Here is a 19394-nt window from a genome sequence, read left to right on the forward strand (position 1 = left end):
TTTCACATCTGACCGGTCAGACAGGTGGCCGGGGAGCAAGTGAGTTTAGGCTCCGTAGAAGCCCTTCTACCGATGGGGACTGGGCCTGTTCGACCCAGCCAAAGCCCACTGCGCGGGCCGCTTGGGCGGTCTGTTCCCCCATCGCCAGCAGTGGCAGTCCCAGGCCCAGTTGCTCGGCCAGCCCACGGGCCGCAACTCCCGAAGCCACCACCACGTAGTCTGCCGCCAGAAGGTCACTTCGGGCCTCAGCGGAGTAGGTCACCGCGCAGGAACGGTACAGGGCCAGGCGCTGGTATTCCAGGCCACGGTTCTTCAGCCCCTGGCGCAGCTGGTCGCGGCTGTCCTGACCAGTCACATGCAAGATCAGCTCGCCAGACTGGGCTGGGAGCTGTGCCGCCAGGGTACGGGCATCCGCCTGGGCGGGCACAAAGTCAGCGGCCCGCCCCCACGCCGCCAGGTGCTGTGCCGTCCCCTCCCCCACGGCCGCCACGCGCAGGCCCAGCAATGCTTCCGGCCCCTGTCCCAGGTCTGCCAGCCCACCGATAAGGCTCCGGACTCCCTGAGGGCTGGTCAGCAGCAGCCAGCGGTAGTGCCCCAGGTTCGCCAGCTCGGCCACACGCTCCTGCACTGGCACAAACGTCAGCCCTGGCCAGAGGTTCGCCTGCCACCCGGCGCACCTCGCCAGAGCCGTCAGCCGCTTGCCACCGCTGCCGGTCAAGGTCACGACCACGCGGCCTACCGGCGAGGCCAAAGACCGTTCGGACGATTCAGGCTGCATGGCTTCAGGGTAGATCACCCCGACTCTCACAGCCAGTCAGGGGGCAGCCCTCTATAGTGAGTGTCCATATCTCTGCGCCGTAGGCCCGTGGCCCGGCGCAAGCGGCGAAGCCCCCACAGACGCAGGAGGGCTTCGGCACCGAAAGGAGCGTCTATATGCATAAAGTAGCTATTGTGGGCCGGCCCAACGTGGGCAAGTCCAGTTTGTTCAACCGCCTGATTGGCCGCCGTGAAGCAGTGGTGGCCGATTTCCCTGGTGTCACCCGTGACGCCAAGGAAGAAGTCATGCTGTACCACAATCACCGCATCACGCTGATAGATACCGGCGGTCTGTGGAGCGGCGACGAGTGGGAAGCCGTGATTCGTGAAAAAGCCGAGTGGGCGCTGGAAGGTGCCGACGCAGTCATCTTCGTGCTAGATCCCCGCGACGGCCTCAGTGCCGCCGACTACGAGGTGGCCGACTGGCTGCGCCGCCTGGGCCGCCCGGTGGTTGTGGTGGCCAACAAGATTGACTCGCCCAAGCATGAGCCTTATCTGGCCGAACTGTGGGCCCTGGGCTTTGGGGAACCTGTCGCCATCAGCGCCGAGCATGCCCGTGGCCTGGACGATCTGATGGACCGTGTGATGGAACACCTGCCAGAAGACGACAGCGACGTGTCCGAAGTGGCCCCCATCCGCATTTCGCTGATCGGGAGGCCCAACGTGGGCAAATCCAGCCTGCTGAACGCCATCACCCAGTCAGACCGCGCCATCGTGGCCGACATGCCCGGCACCACCCGCGACAGCCTGGATGTGGAGTGGGACTACGGCGGCCAGCGCTTCGTGCTGGTAGACACCGCCGGTATCCGCAAGAAGCCCGATACCGCCATTGAGGATTACGCGATTCAGCGCAGCCAGGCCGCCATTGAGCGCAGTGACCTGATCTGGCTGGTCTTGAATGCGAACGACCTGGGCGACCACGAACTCAAGCTGGCGAACCTGGCCTACGACAGTGGCAAACCGGTGATCGTGGTGGTCAACAAGTGGGACCTGGTGCCGGACGAGGAGCTCAAGCGCACCGAAAAGGAGCTGGACCAGAAACTGTTCCACATCGCCTACGCGCCCCGCGTGTATACCAGCGCCATCAACGACTACGGCATTCACGACATGCTGGCCGAAGCCATGAAGCTATACGACAAGTGGCAGTCACGCGTGCCCACCGCCGAGCTCAACCGCTGGCTGGAAATCTGGCAGATGAAGCACGCTGTGCCCAACTTCGGGGGGAGGCCGCTGAAGATGTACTTCATGACCCAGGTCGAAACGGCACCGCCCACTTTTGCCATCTTCTGCAACCGGGCGGATTACGTGACCCGCTCCTACGAAGGCTTTATCCAAAACCGCATCCGCGACGACCTGGACCTGGCAGGGATTCCGGTCCGGCTCAAGTGGAAGGAAAAAGGCCCCTACAAGAAGGGCCGCAAAGGTCAGCAAGCCGAAGAATAAAGCAACACGTGAGAAGGGCCGGGAACATTTGCCTTCCCGGCCCTCTCTTTTGCTGATCTACACTCTGTTCAGCGGCCAAAATAGGCACGTACAGCTGGCTGAAACGCTCCGTACAGCAGCGCCAGTCCAATAAAAGGCCCCAGCGGCAGGTTCAGCAGTGAGAAGACACCGATCAGGATGCACATCACCCAGGCCCAGCCTCGGCCATCCTTGACACCTTCACGCACAAAGTACAGCAGCAACGTCAGCGCCATCAGAATAAAGAAGGTGGTCCACAGTGTACTTTGCAGGAGTGCTGGCGTCAGCTCCAGGTTCTCAATGCCCAGCTGAGGCAGGGTGGTCTGAAGTTGCGCGATCAACGTGTCCTGCGCAAATGGCAAAGTAAGCAGAGCAATGGCGTTGCTGACCAGTTCAATCAGAAGAGGCAGTGTCAGCCATTTCAGCTGCGGCGGCACTGGACGAGTGGAGGAAGCGGTGGTTTCACGGGTCATTCTGTTTATTTTACGCGTCCTCTGAAGAGGCATGCACTGGAGCGCACAAAAAAGGCCACCTCCCACCAGGGAAGGCGACCCTTCTTAGGCTATGGCCTTACTTCTTGATCAGTTCCTGGGCCAAGTTGTTGGGCACCTGGCTGTAGTGATCGAAGAACATGGAGTAGTTGGCGCGGCCCTGGGTCATGGAGCGCATGTCAGTGGCGTAACCGAACATCTCGCTCAGGGGCACGAAGGCCTTGACCAGCTGGGCGTTGCCACGGGCTTCCATGCCCTGCACCTGACCACGGCGGCTGTTCAGGTCACCGATGATGTCGCCCATGTACTCTTCGGGCACAGTCACTTCTACGCGCATCACAGGTTCCAGGATGGCTGGAGCGCCCTTTTGCACGGCTTCCTTCAGCGCCATGGAGCCAGCGATCTTAAACGCCATTTCCGAGGAGTCCACTTCGTGGTAGGAGCCGTCATACAGGGTGACCTTGAGGTCCACCACGGGGAAGCCCAGCATAGGGCCGCTCTGCATGGCTTCTTCAATACCCTTCTGGGCAGGAGCGATGTACTCCTTGGGCACGGTGCCGCCCACCACAGCGTTCTCGAACACGAAGCCTTCGCCGGGCTGAAGCGGCTCGGCCTTGATCTTCACGTGACCGTACTGACCACGTCCACCCGACTGACGGGCGAACTTGGAGTCCACTTCCACGTGCTTGGTGATGGTTTCGCGGTAGGCCACCTGGGGCGCACCCACGTTGGCTTCCACCTTGAACTCGCGCTTGAGGCGGTCCACCAGGATTTCCAGGTGCAGTTCGCCCATGCCAGCGATAGTGGTCTGACCACTTTCAGCGTCGGTTTCCACGCGGAAGGTGGGGTCTTCTTCGGCCAGCTTACTCAGGCCCAGGCCCATCTTTTCCTGGTCAGCCTTGGTCTTGGGCTCAATGGCCAGCTTGATCACGGCTTCCGGCACATCAATGCTTTCCAGCAAGACTTCTTCGTCACCGTCACCGATCAGGGTGTTGCCGGTGCCGGAGTCCTTGAGGCCGATCACAGCGCCCAGTTCGCCCGCCTTCAGCACATCCACTTCCTCGCGGCTGTTGGCGTGCATCTTCAGCAGACGGCCCACGCGCTCGCGCTTGCCCTTGGAGGCGTTGTAGATGTAGCTGCCCGAGGTCATGGTGCCCGAGTACACGCGCACGAAGGTCAGGCGGCCCACGTAGGGGTCGGCCATGATCTTGAACGCCAGAGCAGCCAGCTTGCCTTCGGGATCAGCAGGGAAGGTGCGGGTTTCGGGTTCTTCGCTTTCGTCGTCGGCCAGCACGCCCTTGATGGCCGGCACTTCCAGGGGGTTAGGCAGGAAGTCCACCACGGCGTCCAGCAGCAGCTGTACACCCTTGTTCTTCAGCGAGCTTCCGCACAGCACCGGGAAAATCTGCTTGTTGACGGTCCCCTGACGCAGGGCGGCCACCAGCTGCTCCTCGCTCGGCTCTTCGCCTTCGAGGTACATCATCATCAGCTCTTCGTCCACCTCGGCGGCGGCTTCAATCAGCTGAGCGCGCATCTCTTCGACCTTTTCGCTGTATTCAGCCGGTACGTCTTCCTCGCGGATATCGGTGCCCAGGTCGTTGGTGTAGAAGTAAGCGCGGCGGCGAATCACATCAATGATGCCCTGGAACTCGTTCTCAGCGCCCATTGGGTACTGGACCGGAGCAGGGATGGCGCCCAGACGCTCTTTGATGTCACCGATCACCAGCTCGAAGCTGGCCCCGGTCTTGTCCATCTTGTTGGCAAAGGCAATGCGGGGCACGCCGTAACGGTCTGCCTGACGCCACACAGTCTCGCTCTGAGGCTCCACACCCTGCGAGGCATCGAATACAGCCACAGCGCCGTCCAGCACACGCATGGAGCGCTCTACTTCAATGGTGAAGTCCACGTGTCCGGGGGTGTCAATGATGTTGATGGTGTACACATCGTCGGTGCCGGAGCGGGTCCACTGGGCCGTGGTCGCCGCGGCCGTGATGGTAATACCGCGCTCGCGCTCTTGCTCCATCCAGTCCATCTGCGAAGCACCTTCGTGGGTTTCACCGATCTGGTGAATACGTCCGGTGTAGTACAGGATGCGCTCGGTGGTGGTGGTCTTGCCGGCGTCAATGTGCGCGGCAATTCCGATGTTGCGGAAGTTCTGCAGGTAGTTCTGGGCTTTGGTGGTCATAGACTCCCTCATCTTGGCAGCGGGGCGTGAGCTGTATGTCACGCGCTGCACGTTGAAGTAACGGATATTCCTCTAAAAAAGGCGAAGGGGTCAGGGTCACAGCGGACCGACTTCCCTCGCCTCACTGTAGGGAAATTACCAGCGGTAGTGAGCGTAAGCGCGGTTGGCTTCGGCCATGCGCTCCACGTCGTCTTTCTTCTTCATGGCACCGCCACGGCCTTCGGCAGCGTCCATGATTTCGCCGGCCAGTCGCTCAATCGCAGTGCGCTCAGGACGGCTGTTGGCGGCGTTGACCATCCAGCGCAGGGTCAGGCTTTGCTGACGGCGGGGGTTCTTATCGAACTCCACCGGCACCTGGTAGGTGCTGCCACCCACGCGGCGGCTGCGCACTTCGACGCGGGGTTTAATGTTCTCATAGGCTTCACGGAAGACCTTGAGCGGCTCCTGGCCGGTACGTTCCTGAATCAGGCGGCAGGCTCCGTAAAAAATACGGCTGGCCAGGTTCTTTTTACCGTCCTGCATCAGGCGGTTAATCATGGCGCTCACCAGCACGTCCTGGTAAACCAGGTCAGGCTGGAGCTGGCGCACTTCTGCTCTACGGCGACGGGACATTCAGTGTTCCTCCTCTAGGAAAGCGGGTGGGGGAGTAGGGCGGGACACGCTCATAGGCGGCCTACACAGCCCAGGCCCAGGCATCACACAGCGGCGAGCCTGGGCCGTCTCCGGGATTACTTGGCAGCCGCTTTGGGCTTCTTGGTGCCGTACTTACTGCGGGCCTGGTTGCGGTCTTTCACACCCTGGGTATCCAGCGCACCGCGCACGATGTGATAGCGCACACCGGGAAGGTCCTTCACACGTCCGCCGCGAATCAGCACCACGGAGTGCTCCTGCAGGTTGTGGCCTTCGCCGGGGATATAAGCAGTCACTTCGTAGCCGCTGCTCAGGCGCACACGGGCAATCTTACGCATGGCCGAGTTGGGCTTTTTGGGGGTGGTGGTCTTCACCACGGTGCACACGCCACGGCGGAAGGGGCTTCCCTTCAGAGCGGGCACTTTGGTCTTCTTGGCAACGGTCTTACGACCCTTACGGACAAGCTGCTGTACAGTTGGCAGTTCAATCACTCCTATCTGGGGCTGGAAATATGCCTTCACCCTCATGAGCGGGGCCAGTGGCTCCCTCTTCCCTGTCAGCATCCAGGTGAGCGGTGTGGCTGCCGAAACCGTGGACAGAGCAACCCGTCTGCTCCAGGTTCAACCGAAGCAGTTTAGCGCCATGCCGGTGAGCGAATCAAGACCCAAGCAGCAAACCGAGACTCGGTGTCCACCGGCAAAAACAGACCCCTCAAAAGAGAACGCCTGCCCCGCCCTGCCTTTTAGCCTGCCCCCTAAACGGGACGGCGCTGACCTGAGTACTGCAACTGCTGAAGCCGCGAATAATATCCGCCCTGGGCCAGCAACTCCCGGTGACTTCCCTGCTCCACAATCCGTCCGCGCCGCATCACCACGATGCGGTCACAGCCCTCAATGGTGCTCAGGCGGTGCGCGATGATGATGGACGTGCGGCCCTGCATCACCCGCTGTAGCGCTGCTTGGATACGCAGCTCGGTTTCGGTGTCCACGTTGGCGGTGGCTTCGTCCAGCACCAAAATGATGTCGGGGTTCTGGAGCAGCGCCCGCGCAAAAGCCAGCAGCTGCTTTTGGCCGGTACTCAGCCCTGCGCCGCGCTCACGGACTTCAGTCTGGTAGCCCTGCGGCAAGCTCATCACATAGTCGTGAACACCTACGTAGCGGCAGGCTTCCTCAATCTGCGCCTGTGTTACCGCTGGGTTACCTAGCGACAGATTGGAGGCGATGGTCCCTGCAAAGAGGAAAACGTCCTGTAGGACCACGCCCACATGACGGCGCAGGTCGTGCTGTTTCAGGTCGCGCACATCGTGGCCGTCTACCTTGACCGCACCACGCTGCACATCATAAAAGCGGCTGATCAGCGCCGTCACACTGGTTTTGCCGGCTCCAGTGGCTCCCACCAGCGCCACACTTTCGCCCGGCTGAATATGCAGGTCCACGCCCCGCAAGATCCAGCGCGGGTCGTCATCGGGTGTATCGGCAGTGACCTCAGGATCATAGGCAAACCAGACATTTTCCAGGTCTACCCGGCCTTGCAGCTGGCCCAGCGTGGCAGCACCGGGGCGGTCCGTGATTTGTTCCTCTTCATCCAGCACCTCAAAGATGCGCTCGCTGGACGCCATCGCGGCTTGGAGGTTATTGAACACATCGGCCAGGTCCTGAATCGGCTGAAACAATTGCTGCGTCAGCTGCACGAAGGCGAAGATGGTCCCCACCGTCACGCCAGCGACCACACCCGCCGCTTCGTCTTGCAGCAGGAAACGGGCGGCGAAGTACACCACCAGTGCCACCGCCAGCTGGCCGAGCAGCGCGACTGCAGGCATAAACAGCGAGAACCACTGCACCGAGTTGATGTGCGCGGCCAGAAGACTCCGGTTGGCATGGTCGAAATCCAGTGCCGAGCGGGCTTCACGCCCGAACAGCTGCACCGTCATGGCCCCGGAAATATTCTCGTTTAGCTGGGTGTTAACCACCGCCTGCTCCAGCCGGGTGCGGCGAAAGGCCTCGCGCATCTTGCCACGGAAAAAGTTGGTGGCCCAGTACATCAGCGGCAGCACCGTAAAGCTGATCAGGCTGAGCCGCCAGTCCACGCGCAGCATGATCCACACATAGGTGATGATCAAGAACACCGAGTTAATCAGGCTGACCAGCCCCCCAGTGATGAACTGGTTGATGGCGTCCACGTCACTGGTCACGCGGGTGATGAGGCGGCCCACCGGGTTGCGGTCAAAGTAAGACAGCTGCAACTTTTGCAACTTGCCAAACACATCGGCGCGGATATCGCGCAGCACGTTCTGCCCCAGATAACCAATCGCCACTGTAGAGGCGTACTGCACCGCAAAATCCAGCAACCGCAGGCCCATGTAGCCCAGTGCCACGGTCAGCAGCCCCTGGTAGAGCGCTTCCGCATCCAGGCTCCGGTCACGCTCAAACGGCACCAGATAGGCGTCAATGGCGTGCTTCTGAATCAGGGCAAATTGCGGCTGGATCAGCGAGTGTACCAGCGTGAGCACAATCGCACCCAGCGCCAGCCACAAGTAGGGCTGCACGTAGCGCAAAATGCGCCGGACCAGTTGGAAATCCAGGTCCTGAGTTTCGGGCTTGAGCTGTTCGGGGCGGGTCATGGGGTTCCTCCTGCCAGGGTAGGCGCAGGTGCCGCCACAGGGTCTCCGTCTTCTTCACGCTCGACGTCACTGCTCAGACTCTGCAAGCGCTCCAGCTCGGCGTAGTGGCCCCCCAGAGCCAGCAGCTCCTCGTGGCTGCCTTGTTCGACCAAGCGGCCCTCTTCCAGCACCGCAATGGTGTCCGCGTGGCGCAGGGTACTGATGCGGTGCGCAATCAGAATCACCGTGCGGCCACGGCTGACTTCGCGCAGGCCTTCAATGATGCGGCGCTCAGTTTCGGTATCCACCGCGCTCAGGCTGTCGTCCAAAATGAGTACTCGCGGCTCGCGGGCAATAGCGCGGGCAATGGCTGTACGCTGCCGCTGCCCACCACTGAGGGTCACGCCGCGCTCCCCCAGCAGCGTGGCGTAGCCTTGTGGGAAATGCTCAACATCACCGGCCAGGCCGGCCAGCTCAGCGGCACGCCGCACCTGGTCCTCATCGGGCTTCTGAGGAATCAGTGGTGGAGCCGGAACATCCAGCACACTCACTTCAGTAGGAATGGCGGGCAAGTCTTCGCGCTCCAGCCCGAAAGTGATGTTGTTCGCCAGCGTATCGCTGAAGAGGAAAGGTTCTTGCGGCACCACACCAATCACGTCCCGCAGTTGCCGCGTGGGTATGGCCCGCAGATCACGCCCATCCAGCTCTACTCGGCCCTCGCTGGGATCTACCAGACGGGTCAGCAGGTGTGCCAGGCTGGTCTTGCCGCTACCCGTAGGCCCGGTAATCCCCAGAAAAGTGCCCGCAGGAATATGCAGGTTGATGTCATGCAGCACCTCGGTATCGCCGTAACGCAGGGTCACGTTCCTGAAATCCACAGTGCCCGCTACTGGCACAGGTCTCACCGCTTCGGCGGGAACACGGGCCACTTCTGGGCGGGCGTCGAACAGTTCCACCAGCCGCCGCCATGAGGCCAGTCCCCTCTGGGTCACGGACGTGATCCATCCCGCCATCAGCATCGGCCAGGCGAGGCGGTCCAGCGTGCCCACGAACTGCACAAACATCCCCACCGTAAAGTCACCGCCCTGCAAAATCTGCCGCCCACCGACCAGCAAGACCAGGCCGAACGCCAGGCCCAGCAGCATCGTGGCGAAGGACCGCAGAGGACCGTCTACCTTGGTCAGCGCAATGTTGCGGCGCAGCAATTCCAAGTTCATGGCGCGGTAGTCGGCCAGTTCACGCTCCTCCAGGGCGTAGCCTTTGACCACACGCGCCCCGCTGAAGTTCTCCTGCGCCTTGGCCGCAATGACGCTGTTTTGTTCCTGCACGCTGGTATGGCGAGCGTTGATCATGCGGGCCAGCACATAGAGTGCCCCTACAATAATCGGCAGCATGCCCAGCACCACCAGGGTCAGCTGCCAGCTGAGTGCGAACATTACCGCCAAGCTGGCCGTAAAGGACGCCGCGATATTCACAATCTGCCACGAGCCAAAGCCGAGCAGTTCGCGCACCGAGCCCAGGTCGCCGGTCAGGCGGTTCATCAGGTCGCCCGTGCGCGAGCGGTCAAAATACGCCTTGTCCAGCGTCTGAAGGTGTGAGAACAGGTCGCGCCTGACTTCATACTCAATCTCACGGGAAGCCACGATAATCTGCCGGCGCATAATCAGCATCAGTGCGCCTGAGACAAGAGCGGCCAGCACGATACCGAGGGAATACCAGCCAATCTGGCTCAGGGTGATGGCTGTCAGTGAGCCTCCCTGCACCCGCGCACCGAGCCCATCAATAATCAGGCGAATGAAATAGAAGGGCAGCAATGCCGCAGCGTTGGAGAGGGTCACAGCGACGATGCCGATCAGATACTGACGGCGGTGCCGGTAGAGATAAGCCCATAGTGTGCTGAGATTTCGGTCCATCCATACTCCCTTGACAGGCAGCTTGCGCAGCCCGTATCTATACCTACTCTGAATGCCTGCCGGTGACTGATTCATGCCAGACGCGCTGGTTTATCTCTGACCAAATCGGTCTCGGCTCAGACCCAAGTGGTTCAGTCTAAGCCCTGACGCCCTACAGAAGTGCAGCCTCATCCCTTGCAACTGCCCGAATATGCGGCTGCCATGTTTCACAGTTCGCCAGTCAATGAGCCCCATAGTTGGAGCCTGCCAGCTCCGAAGTTCTACGCGCATCCGAATTCATGCGAAGAGGTGGTCAGCACACTCCAGGAGGGGCACAAAGAGGCAAGGGCAGTACGAGAAGAGCCTGCCAAACTGTGGATGTTGACACAGCCTGGCCCCAGTGTTACTATCTCCATCCGGAAGTGAGCGAGGCCCGCAAGCCGGGAAAAGAGCGCTTCTGACCTGGGAAACCTCTCGGTTCCGAACCGGGTTGCTAGGTTGATAATGGGAACGCCACCCTAGCTCAACTGGTAGAGCACCCGACTTGTAATCGGAAGGTTGGGAGTTCGATTCTCCTGGGTGGCTCCACATCATAGAGCCAGACAATTCAAAGCGAATGGGTAGGTGGCCGAGTGGTTAAAGGCGACAGACTGTAAATCTGTTCTCGTACGAGTACGGCGGTTCGAATCCGCCCCTGCCCACCACCACACTCAAAGGTGTATCGCTCCTGTAGCTCAGAGGTAGAGCACTCCCTTGGTAAGGGAGAGGTCGTCGGTTCAATTCCGACCAGGAGCTCCAGACCGTGACTTGCCCTAGAAAGCAAGTCACTTTTTTTGGTCATACTCACAGGCGGGCCAAGCTGACATGACTGGTGTTCTTAGGCGCAGAGGTTGTGTATTCTAGTAAGGCTTACCCGTCAGCGGGTAAAGAATCCAGGAGGAACTTATGGCAAAAGGTACGTTTGAACGCACCAAGCCCCACGTGAATGTGGGCACCATCGGACACGTTGACCACGGCAAGACCACCCTGACCGCGGCCATCACTTTCACCGCTGCTGCGATGGATGACACCGTCGAAACCCTGGCCTACGACCAGATCGACAAGGCCCCCGAAGAAAAGGCCCGTGGTATCACCATCAACACCAGCCACGTTGAATACAACACCGAAGGCCGTCACTACTCCCACGTAGACTGCCCCGGTCACGCTGACTACGTCAAAAACATGATCACCGGTGCTGCCCAGATGGACGGCGCGATCCTGGTCGTCAGCTCCGCTGACGGCCCCATGCCCCAGACCCGTGAGCACATCCTGCTCGCCCGTCAGGTCGGTGTGCCCTACATCGTTGTCTTCATGAACAAAGTGGACATGGTCGACGACGAAGAACTGCTCGAGCTGGTCGAAATGGAAGTTCGCGAACTGCTCAGCAACTACGAATTCCCCGGCGACGATCTGCCCATCGTCAAGGGCAGCGCCCTCAAGGCCCTCGAAGCCCTGCAGGCCAACCCCAAGACCGCCCGCGGCGAAGACGAGTGGGTTGACCGTATCTGGGAACTGCTGGACGCCGTTGACTCCTACATCCCCACCCCTGAGCGTGACACCGACAAAGCCTTCCTGATGCCCGTCGAAGACGTGTTCACCATCACGGGTCGTGGCACCGTGGCGACGGGCCGCGTGGAACGCGGCATCGTGAAGGTCGGCGACGAAGTAGAAATCGTGGGTCTGACCGACACCAAGAAGACCACTGTGACCGGCGTGGAAATGCACCGCAAGCTGCTGGACAGCGGTATGGCCGGCGACAACGTGGGCGTGCTGCTGCGTGGCGTGAGCCGTGAAGACGTGGAACGTGGTCAGGTGCTGGCCAAGCCCGGCAGCATCACCCCCCACACCCAGTTCGAAGCCAGCGTGTACGTGCTGAGCAAGGACGAAGGTGGCCGTCACAGCGCTTTCTTCGGTGGATACCGTCCCCAGTTCTACTTCCGGACCACGGACGTGACCGGCGTGGTGGAACTGAAAGAAGGCGTGGAAATGGTGATGCCCGGCGATAACGTCGAATTCACCGTGGAGCTGATCAAACCCATCGCCATGGAAGAAGGCCTGCGCTTCGCGATCCGCGAAGGTGGCCGTACCGTCGGCGCTGGCGTTGTCACCAAGGTCATCAAGTAAGCCTAAGCGTTTAAGACTTCTAGAGAGGCGGACAGGGAACTCCTGTCCGCCTCTTTTTCCATACTCTTCACTGGCAAAGCAGCAACCATTCATTGCTCCCTCTCCCCCTACACAGGCCCGCCATGTTATACTTCTCAGGTTCATGACTACGCACATGACGTGGTCAAGGAGGAACTTATGAAGAAAGATCTGCACCCCAAAGCTGTTCCCTGCAAAATCATCTACCAGGGCCAAGTTGTGATGGAAACCCTGTCGACCCGTCCCGAAATTCACGTGGACGTGTGGAGTGGTTCTCACCCCTTCTGGACTGGCGAAGAGCGCTTTGTCGATACTGAAGGCCGCGTGGAGAAGTTCTCCAAGCGCTTTGGCGACAGCTACCGCAAGCGCGGCTGAGCCGAGCATCAGGTACAAATTTAAAAGGAGAGGCCTTGAGGGCTTCTCCTTTTTTTATTTCCCGTGCCAAGGATTTACCAGCCAGGAAAGCCGTCTGTACATCTCTGAGGTAATCCGAATAAATACAGCCAATAAGCACTCAGCATATCCAAGCAGCTCATAACAAAAGCGCGGCCCCAAGAGGAGCCGCCCTTTTGTACAGACTTCTTCAGCCTAAGCTTCAGCTCTCAGAATCGCTGTCGTAGCCTTCGGTCAGTGCTACTGCATCACCAGCACTCATCTCAGGAGACTTGGCGTCTGGGATTGCTGCGACCTGCTCATCGGTCTTGCCGGCTTCCGCTTTATCTCCATCGGAGCTCATGCCGAACTGAGCAAACAGGTCTGCATAAACGTCACCCAGCTTGGTGCTGATTTTGCCGCCCTGGCTGGCATCTTTAGCAGAGTAGTTGTAGTCGGCACCACGGCCACCACGGCCACCACGGCTGTTGCCACCGCCACTGTAACGGTCCGTACGGCTACCGCCACCCTGGCTCACGAAGTCACGGTTGCCACCTTCACGCGGAGCAGGGCCACCACCCAGTGCACGGCGGCGAGAGAGGCTGGCACGCTGCTCCACCGGATCAATGTTCAGGATCACGGCTTCGATTTCGTCACCCTTCTTGAACAGATCGGCGGGATTGTTCACGCGCTGGATGTCCAGTTCACTGATGTGAATCAGACCTTCGATGCCTTCTTCGATTTCCATGAACACACCGAAGTCGGTCAGGCCAGTGACCTGTCCCTTAACGGGCGTGCCTGGGGGGTAACGATCAGGCAGGGCGCTCCAGGGATCATCCGTGGTCTGACGAATACCCAGGCTGATACGGCGCTCCACCGGATCCATACGCAGGATCACAGCTTCGGCTTCTTCGCCTTCGGTCAGCACTTCGTTGGGATGACGCACGCGCTTGGTCCAGCTCATTTCGCTGACATGGACCAGACCTTCCAGGCCCGGCTCCAGCTCCACAAAAGCACCAAAGTTGGTCAGATTGGTAACTTTACCCTTGACGCGCTGACCGATGCTGTAGCGCTCCATGGCCCCTTCCCAGGGGTCATTGGTCAGCGACTTCATGCTCAGGTTGATGCGCTCGCGGCTCTCGTCCACGTCGATCACCTGCACCTTGACCTTGTCGCCCACAGCTACCACTTCACGGGGATGGTTGAACCGGCCATAGGTCAGCTCACTGCGGTGAACCAGGCCGTCGATACCACCAAGGTTCACAAACACACCGAAGTCGGTAATTTCTACCACGGTGCCTTCAAACTCAGCACCAGACTCCAGGTGGGTCATGGTTTCCTGCTTGGCCTGCTCCTTCTTGGCATCCAGGATGGAGCGGTGGCTGATAATCACGCGGTTGCGCTTGCGGTTCAGCTCAATCAGCTGCACTTGCAGGGGCTTGCCGACATAGGGGTCCAGATCGTTGACGCGGCGGGTATCCACTTGGCTGGCGGGCAGGAAAGCACGAATGCCTTCGACCTGGGCCACCAGGCCACCACGGACCTTCTCCAGCACTTCAACTTCAAAGGTCTGGCCCTCTTCCTGCATCTTCTCCAGCACGCGCCAGCCCTTGTTCTGGTCAGCACGCTTTTTGGAGAGAACAATCTGGCCGGTGGCCATATCCACACGCACCACGTAAGTGGTGATGGAATCGCCAGGCTTGTACTGAGCCTGGGCTTCTTCGGCAGTCATCGGCTCTTCACCCAACTGAGTCAGAGGCACGATGCCTTCTACCTTGGCACCAATATCTACAGCAATGCCTTCGGAACCGATGAACACCACAGTGCCATCAACAATGTCGCCACGGTTGACGTTCTGGGGTTCCTGAGCTTCGCTCGCCAGCACGTCTTCCATGGTCATTTCGGGGTAATCGCGCTCCTCGGTCTGGGTAGCCTGGGGCTTGGCCACTTGGGCCTGCTCCTGCTGCACACTCTGGGTCGCGGTCTCGGTGCCCTGATCGGGCTGAATCATCCCGCCTTCCTGGGCGGGGGTCTGGGTCTTGTCTTCCATGAACTCCTAATCCTCCTGGATATAGCCTGCGCGTCGTGGCGCGGCAACACCTCAGCCTAGCATCTGCGTACGTGCCGGGGCAAGAGAAAAACCCGGCCAGATGCCGGCGTCAAGGTTGCGGCGTTCACAGACTCTTTGCTACACTCCTGCGGTGCGCTTTTTGCGTGGCTGCTGGTAAAGCGCATGCTGTCCGTTTCCTAATGACGGACAACCCTCAAATCCACACTCTTGAGGCATCACTATGGTTAAGATTCGTTTGTCCCGCTTTGGTTCGGCCCATAACCCCCACTACCGCATCGTCGTCGCTGACGCCCGCCGTCCCCGTGACGGTGGCTACATCGAGAACCTGGGCCACTATGACCCCCGCAAGAAGACCGAAACCTTCTTGAAGGTGGACGTGGAACGCGCCCAGTACTGGCTGGAAAAGGGCGCTCAGCCCACTGCCACCGCCCGCCGCCTGCTGAAGGCGCAGGGCGTGCGCGTCCGCTAAGCGGGCCAGCAACATCACTCTTCTCTTAATTCCTAGAGAGGACCAAGCAGGGGCCGTTCATTCTTGAGCGGTCCTCTTTTTTTGGATCCATTCCGCCTGCTGGGCGAGGCGTGCCACTATAGAGGCATGAGCCTCTTTGACGAACTGGAATTTTCCAACCTGCAACTGGACCAACACGGCCCACTGGCGGTCTTGACCATCAACCGGCCCAAAGCGCTGAACGCGCTGAACACCGACACCCTGGCCGAGATTGGACAAGCGGTGGATTTAATTGCCGAAAACGCCGACATCAGCGCCCTGATCCTGACCGGCGCGGGCGAGAAAGCTTTCGTGGCCGGTGCAGATATCAGCGAACTGAGCGAGATGAACAACGTCTACTCGGGCCGTGAGCTGTCGCTGGGCGGCCAGGAAGTGATGCAGTCGCTGAGCAACTTGCCACTGCCCACCATCGCCTGCATTCAGGGCTTTGCATTGGGCGGGGGCCTGGAACTGGCACTGGCCTGCGATATCCGGATTGCCTCGCCGCGTGCCCGTATGGGCCTACCCGAAGCCACGCTAGGCGTCATTCCTGGGTTCGGCGGTACCCAGCGCCTACCTCGCCTGATTGGCATGGGGCGCGCCCTGGACCTGCTGCTGACGGGGCGGCAGGTGGATGCCGAGGAAGCCCTGCAAATGGGACTGGTGAACTACGTCTCCGACGAACCTCTGAACAAAGCCCGCGAGGTGGCCGAGCAGATGATGCGGGGCGCTCCGATTTCGCTGGCTCTGATCAAAGAAGCGGTGCGGCGCGGCGCTCACCTCAGCGTAGAAGAAGGCATGGAAATCGAAGCAGACCTGTTCGGCATGGCCGTCGCCACCAGCGACTTTGCCGAGGGGACGCGCGCTTTTCTGGACAAGCGCCGCCCCGAATTCAAGGGCGAGTAATGGCTGGGCAGCCGGAACAGGAGCAAGCTGGGGCAGTAGCTCAGGCGGAGCGCCAGCGTTGCCGCAGGACACAGGGCACCTTCCGCCTGGAAGTTCTGGGCGGCGCACTACAGGAGATGGGCATTGGTCCTGGCCAAGAACCGGCCAGCAACCTTCAGGAAAAAGAGCTGGCGTCACAACTGCGCTTCGAGACCCCCAAGGCCAAGCTGATTGAAGCGGCGCAGGCTTCGATTCGCTCTGACCTAAGCGAGTATCCACGGGCGCTGGCCGCATTTGAGGCGCTTCAGAACGATCCCGAAGCGCTGGCCCACTGGGATATGGCGAACTACATCACCATGCGCAAACTGGGCTACAACGACCATGGCCGGGTGCACGCCTTCATCACCGGGGCGGCGGGCGTGACCATCGCCCATCTGCTGCTGGACGCTGGGGTCAAACCCGACCTGATTGAGAGCGGCATCGGTGACGCGGACGATGTGTTCCTGACGGTCATTCTGGGGACCATGCTGCACGACATCGGCAATCAGGTGCACCGCGCTGGCCACGAGATGCACGGCGTCAATCTGGCGATGCCCATCCTGGACCGGATCATGACGCCGCTGTACGAAGACACCTTCAAGCGGATCAAGGTGCGCTCCTTTGTCCTGGGGGCGATCAATTGCCACGACCTGAACCCGCCGCCGCTGACCATCGAAGCCGGGATCACGGCTGTTGCCGACGGCACTGACATCACCAAAGGACGCGGGCGCAAGGCCTTTAAGATGGGCAGCGTGGACATTCACTCCATCAGTGCTCTGGCGGTGGATCAGGTGGTGATTGAACCCGGCGCCCAGCGCCCGGTGCGGATCAGCGTGACCATGAACAACTCCGGCGGGATTTTTCAGGTGGAAGAAGTGTTAGCTTCCAAAGTGATCAATACCCCACTGCGCGACCACATCGAGCTGCATGCAGCGACCCGCCCCAGCGGCGACGAGCAAATCCTGACGCGGGTGCGGCTGGAGGGCAGTCAGTTCGTGGTGGACCTAGAAGCTGGCGGCGAGGTCGCTGTAGACGTGGACAATTCCGCAGCCGAAGCGGCTGAGGCGCAGGCACAAAGTGCGCCCGTGCCGGAGCCCTAAGTTGCTGGGCCTGCCTCGCCAGGCGAGCATGGCCCCAACTCCTTTAAGAAATCTCCAGCCAGTCGGCAAATTTCACCGCAGTGAGCAGTGGGGTTGTTAGACTGCGGTGATGTCTGAACACGCTGCCAAAGCTTCTTCTTCTCTGCCTCGCTCACGCCGCCCTGGTCCCTGGCTGTGGGGAGCAGCCGCCCTGACGGCCCTGCTGGGAAGTGCCCTGGCCTTCAGCCTGGGTCAGAGCGGCAGCGAACTGGCCCCTGGCGTGCGAATCGGGGGCGTGGACGTGGGCGGACTAAGCCGCGAGGAAGCGCAGGCACAGCTGAGCCAGGCGCTGCCCGCCGCGCCACAGGTGACCATCCGGGCAGGCGACAAGAGCTGGAAGCTGAGCGCCGCCGAGTTGGGCTGGCAGCGGGACACCGCAGCCGCCTTAGATCAGGCCGAAGCCTACACCGCGGCCCGGAGTCTGCCGGAGCGGCTACGCGGTATGACGGGGCAGGGGCAACCGGCAGAATTTAGCGTTGAGACGCGAGTAGACCCCCAGCAGGCCGCCGCCAAGATCGCACAGCTCGCGGCCCCGCTCGGTACCGCCCCGCAGGACGGCGAGATCAAATTTGACGAGAAGGCCTACAGATACGTGGTCAAAGGAGGCCGCGAGGGCAAGCAGGCCGACGCGCAGGCCGCCGCGCGGCAGTTCGCCGCACATCCCGAAGCCACCGAACTCAAAGTGCCGTTCCACGCGGTCTCCTCGCAGTATTCTCCGGCCAAACTCAAGGCGCAGGCGGACCAGGGCAACGCCCTGATTCGGCCACTCACTGTCCGGCTGGGAGGCTCGGACGCGTCTATGCAGCTGACAGCGCGGCAGGTCGCCAACCTGTACTGGGCCACCAAAGACGGCATCAAACCTGACCCCGAGGCCATAGAAGCCACCTTCAAGGGGGTGCTGGCGCAGCTGGACCGCCCCGCCACGCCAGCGCGCTACGTGGCTCAGGGCGCAGAATGGGTGACCCAGGAAGGCCGCAGCGGACATGAAGTGCAGCGTGCACAGGCCCGCGAAGCATTTGGGCGCGACGCCCTGAACCCGGCGGTGTCCGAGTCGGTCTGGCCGGCGCAAAAGACCGAGCCCTCCTTTACTGCGGCGGACCTGCCCGACCCCGCTGGCCTGGAGCTGATCGCCAGCGGCGTGAGTACCTATGACGGCAGCAGCCCGGCGCGGCGTGAAAATGTCCGTGTGGCCGCGCAAAAGCTGGACGGTTATGTGGTGCCAGCCGGTGAAAACTTCAGCTTTTTGCAGGCGATTGGAGGCATCACCGCCGAGGACGGCTTTGTGGATGGGCTGATTATCGCTGGCGGGCAGACAGTAGATGGCCTGGGCGGCGGAGTCTGCCAGGTGTCCACCACCGCCTTCCGCAGCCTGTACAACGCGGGCCTGCCTATCGTAGAGCGCAACCAGCACTCCTACCGCGTGTCGTACTACGAGCCGCAAACCGGCTTCGAGGCGGCGGTGTATGACCCCGGCCTGGACTTGGTGATGAAGAACGATACCGGCGCACCGCTGGTGGTCCGCACCATCAACAACAATGCCGGCAGCCACCTCACCGTAGAGCTGTGGGGCAAAAAGCCAGCCCGGCAGGTCCAGGTCAGCAAAGCTGTGATTACTGCCCACTTGCCTGCACCAGCTCCGCGCTACGTGACCAACGCCAAGCTGGCTCCCGGTCAGCAGCGCCACGTGGAAGGGTCGCGCCCCGGCCTGTATCTGTACATCACACGCACCATCAAGGATGCCAGCGGCACCCGCACCGAGCGGCTGGATACCCGCTATGAACCCTGGCGCGGCACCATTGAGCGGGGACCGGCGCAGTGACCACCCTGCCCCTGCCCGCACGCGTGCGCGTCACCCGCCCTCCCCTGCCGCTGGCCCCCGCTCTGGCGAGGGCCGCCGCACACCTGCTGCCAGACACCGATCCCGCGCAGGTGCAGGCTGCCGCCTTGGCCATTGCAGGCGGCAGCGTGATCGGGGCAGCGCTGGACTGCGGCAGCGGCCCGCAGGTGGCGGTGGCTCCCGGTTGGCGCGGTAAGGGAATTGAAGAGGCCCTAGCCCACGCGCTGGCGAACGAATCCACACTGCCGGTCTAGCGTGCGCCGATATACGCTTTCTCCTATGCCATAACTGCGCCCCGTGTCTTTGGGA

Annotated in this window: 16 protein-coding genes and 3 tRNA genes; 11 read left to right on the forward strand and 8 right to left on the reverse strand. The window is 61.1% G+C overall.

The window, feature by feature from the left end; translation table 11 throughout:
- Positions 1-16 precede the first annotated feature (16 nt).
- Positions 17-778, reverse strand: a complete 762-nt coding sequence (locus IE158_RS02815) for a uroporphyrinogen-III synthase (protein ID WP_189642162.1) — start codon at positions 776-778, stop codon at positions 17-19.
- A 155-nt stretch (positions 779-933) separates the two neighbouring features.
- Here IE158_RS02815 and der point away from each other — a divergent pair, with 155 nt between their 5' ends.
- Positions 934-2259: a ribosome biogenesis GTPase Der gene (der, locus tag IE158_RS02820; protein WP_189642163.1), complete on the forward strand. Its 1326-nt coding sequence runs from the start codon at positions 934-936 to the stop codon at positions 2257-2259.
- A gap of 68 nt (positions 2260-2327) precedes the next feature.
- Here the strand turns inward: der and IE158_RS02825 are convergent, their stop codons facing one another.
- The 6 genes from IE158_RS02825 to IE158_RS02850 form a co-directional block, all read right to left on the reverse strand.
- Complete coding sequence (locus IE158_RS02825; protein ID WP_189642164.1) at positions 2328-2750, reverse strand: hypothetical protein; 423 nt, start codon at positions 2748-2750, stop codon at positions 2328-2330.
- A gap of 97 nt (positions 2751-2847) precedes the next feature.
- A complete protein-coding gene (gene fusA, locus IE158_RS02830) occupies positions 2848-4953 on the reverse strand; it encodes an elongation factor G (protein WP_189642165.1) in 2106 nt (701 codons plus the stop codon).
- 135 nt (positions 4954-5088) lie between these two features.
- Positions 5089-5565: a 30S ribosomal protein S7 gene (gene rpsG / locus IE158_RS02835; RefSeq protein ID WP_013615185.1), complete on the reverse strand. Its 477-nt coding sequence runs from the start codon at positions 5563-5565 to the stop codon at positions 5089-5091.
- Between the two features lie 116 nt (positions 5566-5681).
- Positions 5682-6065, reverse strand: a complete 384-nt coding sequence (gene rpsL, locus IE158_RS02840; RefSeq protein ID WP_041222713.1) for a 30S ribosomal protein S12 — start codon at positions 6063-6065, stop codon at positions 5682-5684.
- Positions 6066-6337: 272 nt separating this feature from the next.
- Positions 6338-8203, reverse strand: a complete 1866-nt coding sequence (locus IE158_RS02845) for an ABC transporter ATP-binding protein (RefSeq protein WP_189642166.1) — start codon at positions 8201-8203, stop codon at positions 6338-6340.
- Positions 8200-10095, reverse strand: coding sequence for an ABC transporter ATP-binding protein (locus tag IE158_RS02850; RefSeq protein ID WP_189642167.1), 1896 nt, complete (start codon positions 10093-10095; stop codon positions 8200-8202). Before IE158_RS02850 ends, IE158_RS02845 begins: the two co-directional genes overlap by 4 nt.
- A 491-nt stretch (positions 10096-10586) precedes the next feature.
- Here IE158_RS02850 and IE158_RS02855 point away from each other — a divergent pair.
- The 5 genes from IE158_RS02855 to rpmE all read left to right on the forward strand — a co-directional run bounded on the left by IE158_RS02855 (position 10587) and on the right by rpmE (position 12630).
- Positions 10587-10662, forward strand: a tRNA-Thr gene (locus IE158_RS02855).
- Positions 10663-10692: 30 nt separating this feature from the next.
- Positions 10693-10778 (forward strand) — tRNA-Tyr (locus tag IE158_RS02860).
- A 19-nt stretch (positions 10779-10797) separates the two neighbouring features.
- Positions 10798-10872: transfer RNA gene (locus tag IE158_RS02865), tRNA-Thr, on the forward strand.
- A gap of 147 nt (positions 10873-11019) precedes the next feature.
- On the forward strand, positions 11020-12237 hold the full coding sequence (gene tuf, locus IE158_RS02870; protein ID WP_189642168.1) for an elongation factor Tu: 1218 nt from the start codon (positions 11020-11022) through the stop codon (positions 12235-12237).
- Between the two features lie 177 nt (positions 12238-12414).
- Positions 12415-12630: a 50S ribosomal protein L31 gene (rpmE, locus tag IE158_RS02875; protein ID WP_189642169.1), complete on the forward strand. Its 216-nt coding sequence runs from the start codon at positions 12415-12417 to the stop codon at positions 12628-12630.
- Between the two features lie 220 nt (positions 12631-12850).
- On the opposite strand, the gene IE158_RS02880 is transcribed toward rpmE, so the two are convergent.
- Positions 12851-14677, reverse strand: coding sequence for a 30S ribosomal protein S1 (locus tag IE158_RS02880; RefSeq protein WP_189642170.1), 1827 nt, complete (start codon positions 14675-14677; stop codon positions 12851-12853).
- A 241-nt stretch (positions 14678-14918) separates the two neighbouring features.
- Between IE158_RS02880 and rpsP the strand changes: the two genes are divergently transcribed.
- From rpsP to IE158_RS02905, 5 genes are all read left to right on the forward strand, one after another.
- A complete protein-coding gene (rpsP, locus tag IE158_RS02885; protein WP_189642171.1) occupies positions 14919-15167 on the forward strand; it encodes a 30S ribosomal protein S16 in 249 nt (82 codons plus the stop codon).
- Between the two features lie 126 nt (positions 15168-15293).
- Complete coding sequence (locus IE158_RS02890; protein ID WP_189642172.1) at positions 15294-16091, forward strand: enoyl-CoA hydratase/isomerase family protein; 798 nt, start codon at positions 15294-15296, stop codon at positions 16089-16091.
- The gene (locus IE158_RS02895) at positions 16091-17209 is read left to right on the forward strand and encodes a phosphohydrolase (RefSeq protein ID WP_189642173.1); all 1119 of its coding nucleotides are present in this window, start codon (positions 16091-16093) and stop codon (positions 17207-17209) included. Before IE158_RS02890 ends, IE158_RS02895 begins: the two co-directional genes overlap by 1 nt.
- Before the next feature lie 109 nt (positions 17210-17318).
- Positions 17319-19067 (forward strand): VanW family protein, encoded by a 1749-nt coding sequence (locus IE158_RS02900; protein WP_189642174.1) that lies wholly within the window; start codon positions 17319-17321, stop codon positions 19065-19067.
- Complete coding sequence (locus IE158_RS02905) at positions 19064-19339, forward strand: hypothetical protein (RefSeq protein ID WP_373295817.1); 276 nt, start codon at positions 19064-19066, stop codon at positions 19337-19339. Before IE158_RS02900 ends, IE158_RS02905 begins: the two co-directional genes overlap by 4 nt.
- Positions 19340-19394: the final 55 nt, after the last annotated feature.

The sequence above is a fragment of the Deinococcus piscis genome (assembly GCF_014653275.1).
In the GTDB taxonomy this organism is placed as follows: domain Bacteria; phylum Deinococcota; class Deinococci; order Deinococcales; family Deinococcaceae; genus Deinococcus; species Deinococcus piscis.

What these genes read in the sequence shown, in the direction of transcription:
- IE158_RS02895 (WP_189642173.1), top strand. Translation starts at nt 16,091, where the DNA reads ATGGCTGGGCAGCCGGAACAGGAGCAAGCTGGGGCAGTAGCTCAGGCG.
- IE158_RS02825 (WP_189642164.1), bottom strand. Translation starts at nt 2,750, where the DNA reads ATGACCCGTGAAACCACCGCTTCCTCCACTCGTCCAGTGCCGCCGCAG.
- rpsP (WP_189642171.1), top strand. Translation starts at nt 14,919, where the DNA reads ATGGTTAAGATTCGTTTGTCCCGCTTTGGTTCGGCCCATAACCCCCAC.
- rpsG (WP_013615185.1), bottom strand. Translation starts at nt 5,565, where the DNA reads ATGTCCCGTCGCCGTAGAGCAGAAGTGCGCCAGCTCCAGCCTGACCTG.
- tuf (WP_189642168.1), top strand. Translation starts at nt 11,020, where the DNA reads ATGGCAAAAGGTACGTTTGAACGCACCAAGCCCCACGTGAATGTGGGC.
- der (WP_189642163.1), top strand. Translation starts at nt 934, where the DNA reads ATGCATAAAGTAGCTATTGTGGGCCGGCCCAACGTGGGCAAGTCCAGT.
- IE158_RS02815 (WP_189642162.1), bottom strand. Translation starts at nt 778, where the DNA reads ATGCAGCCTGAATCGTCCGAACGGTCTTTGGCCTCGCCGGTAGGCCGC.
- IE158_RS02890 (WP_189642172.1), top strand. Translation starts at nt 15,294, where the DNA reads ATGAGCCTCTTTGACGAACTGGAATTTTCCAACCTGCAACTGGACCAA.
- IE158_RS02850 (WP_189642167.1), bottom strand. Translation starts at nt 10,095, where the DNA reads ATGGACCGAAATCTCAGCACACTATGGGCTTATCTCTACCGGCACCGC.
- IE158_RS02845 (WP_189642166.1), bottom strand. Translation starts at nt 8,203, where the DNA reads ATGACCCGCCCCGAACAGCTCAAGCCCGAAACTCAGGACCTGGATTTC.
- IE158_RS02880 (WP_189642170.1), bottom strand. Translation starts at nt 14,677, where the DNA reads ATGGAAGACAAGACCCAGACCCCCGCCCAGGAAGGCGGGATGATTCAG.
- rpmE (WP_189642169.1), top strand. Translation starts at nt 12,415, where the DNA reads ATGAAGAAAGATCTGCACCCCAAAGCTGTTCCCTGCAAAATCATCTAC.
- IE158_RS02900 (WP_189642174.1), top strand. Translation starts at nt 17,319, where the DNA reads ATGTCTGAACACGCTGCCAAAGCTTCTTCTTCTCTGCCTCGCTCACGC.
- fusA (WP_189642165.1), bottom strand. Translation starts at nt 4,953, where the DNA reads ATGACCACCAAAGCCCAGAACTACCTGCAGAACTTCCGCAACATCGGA.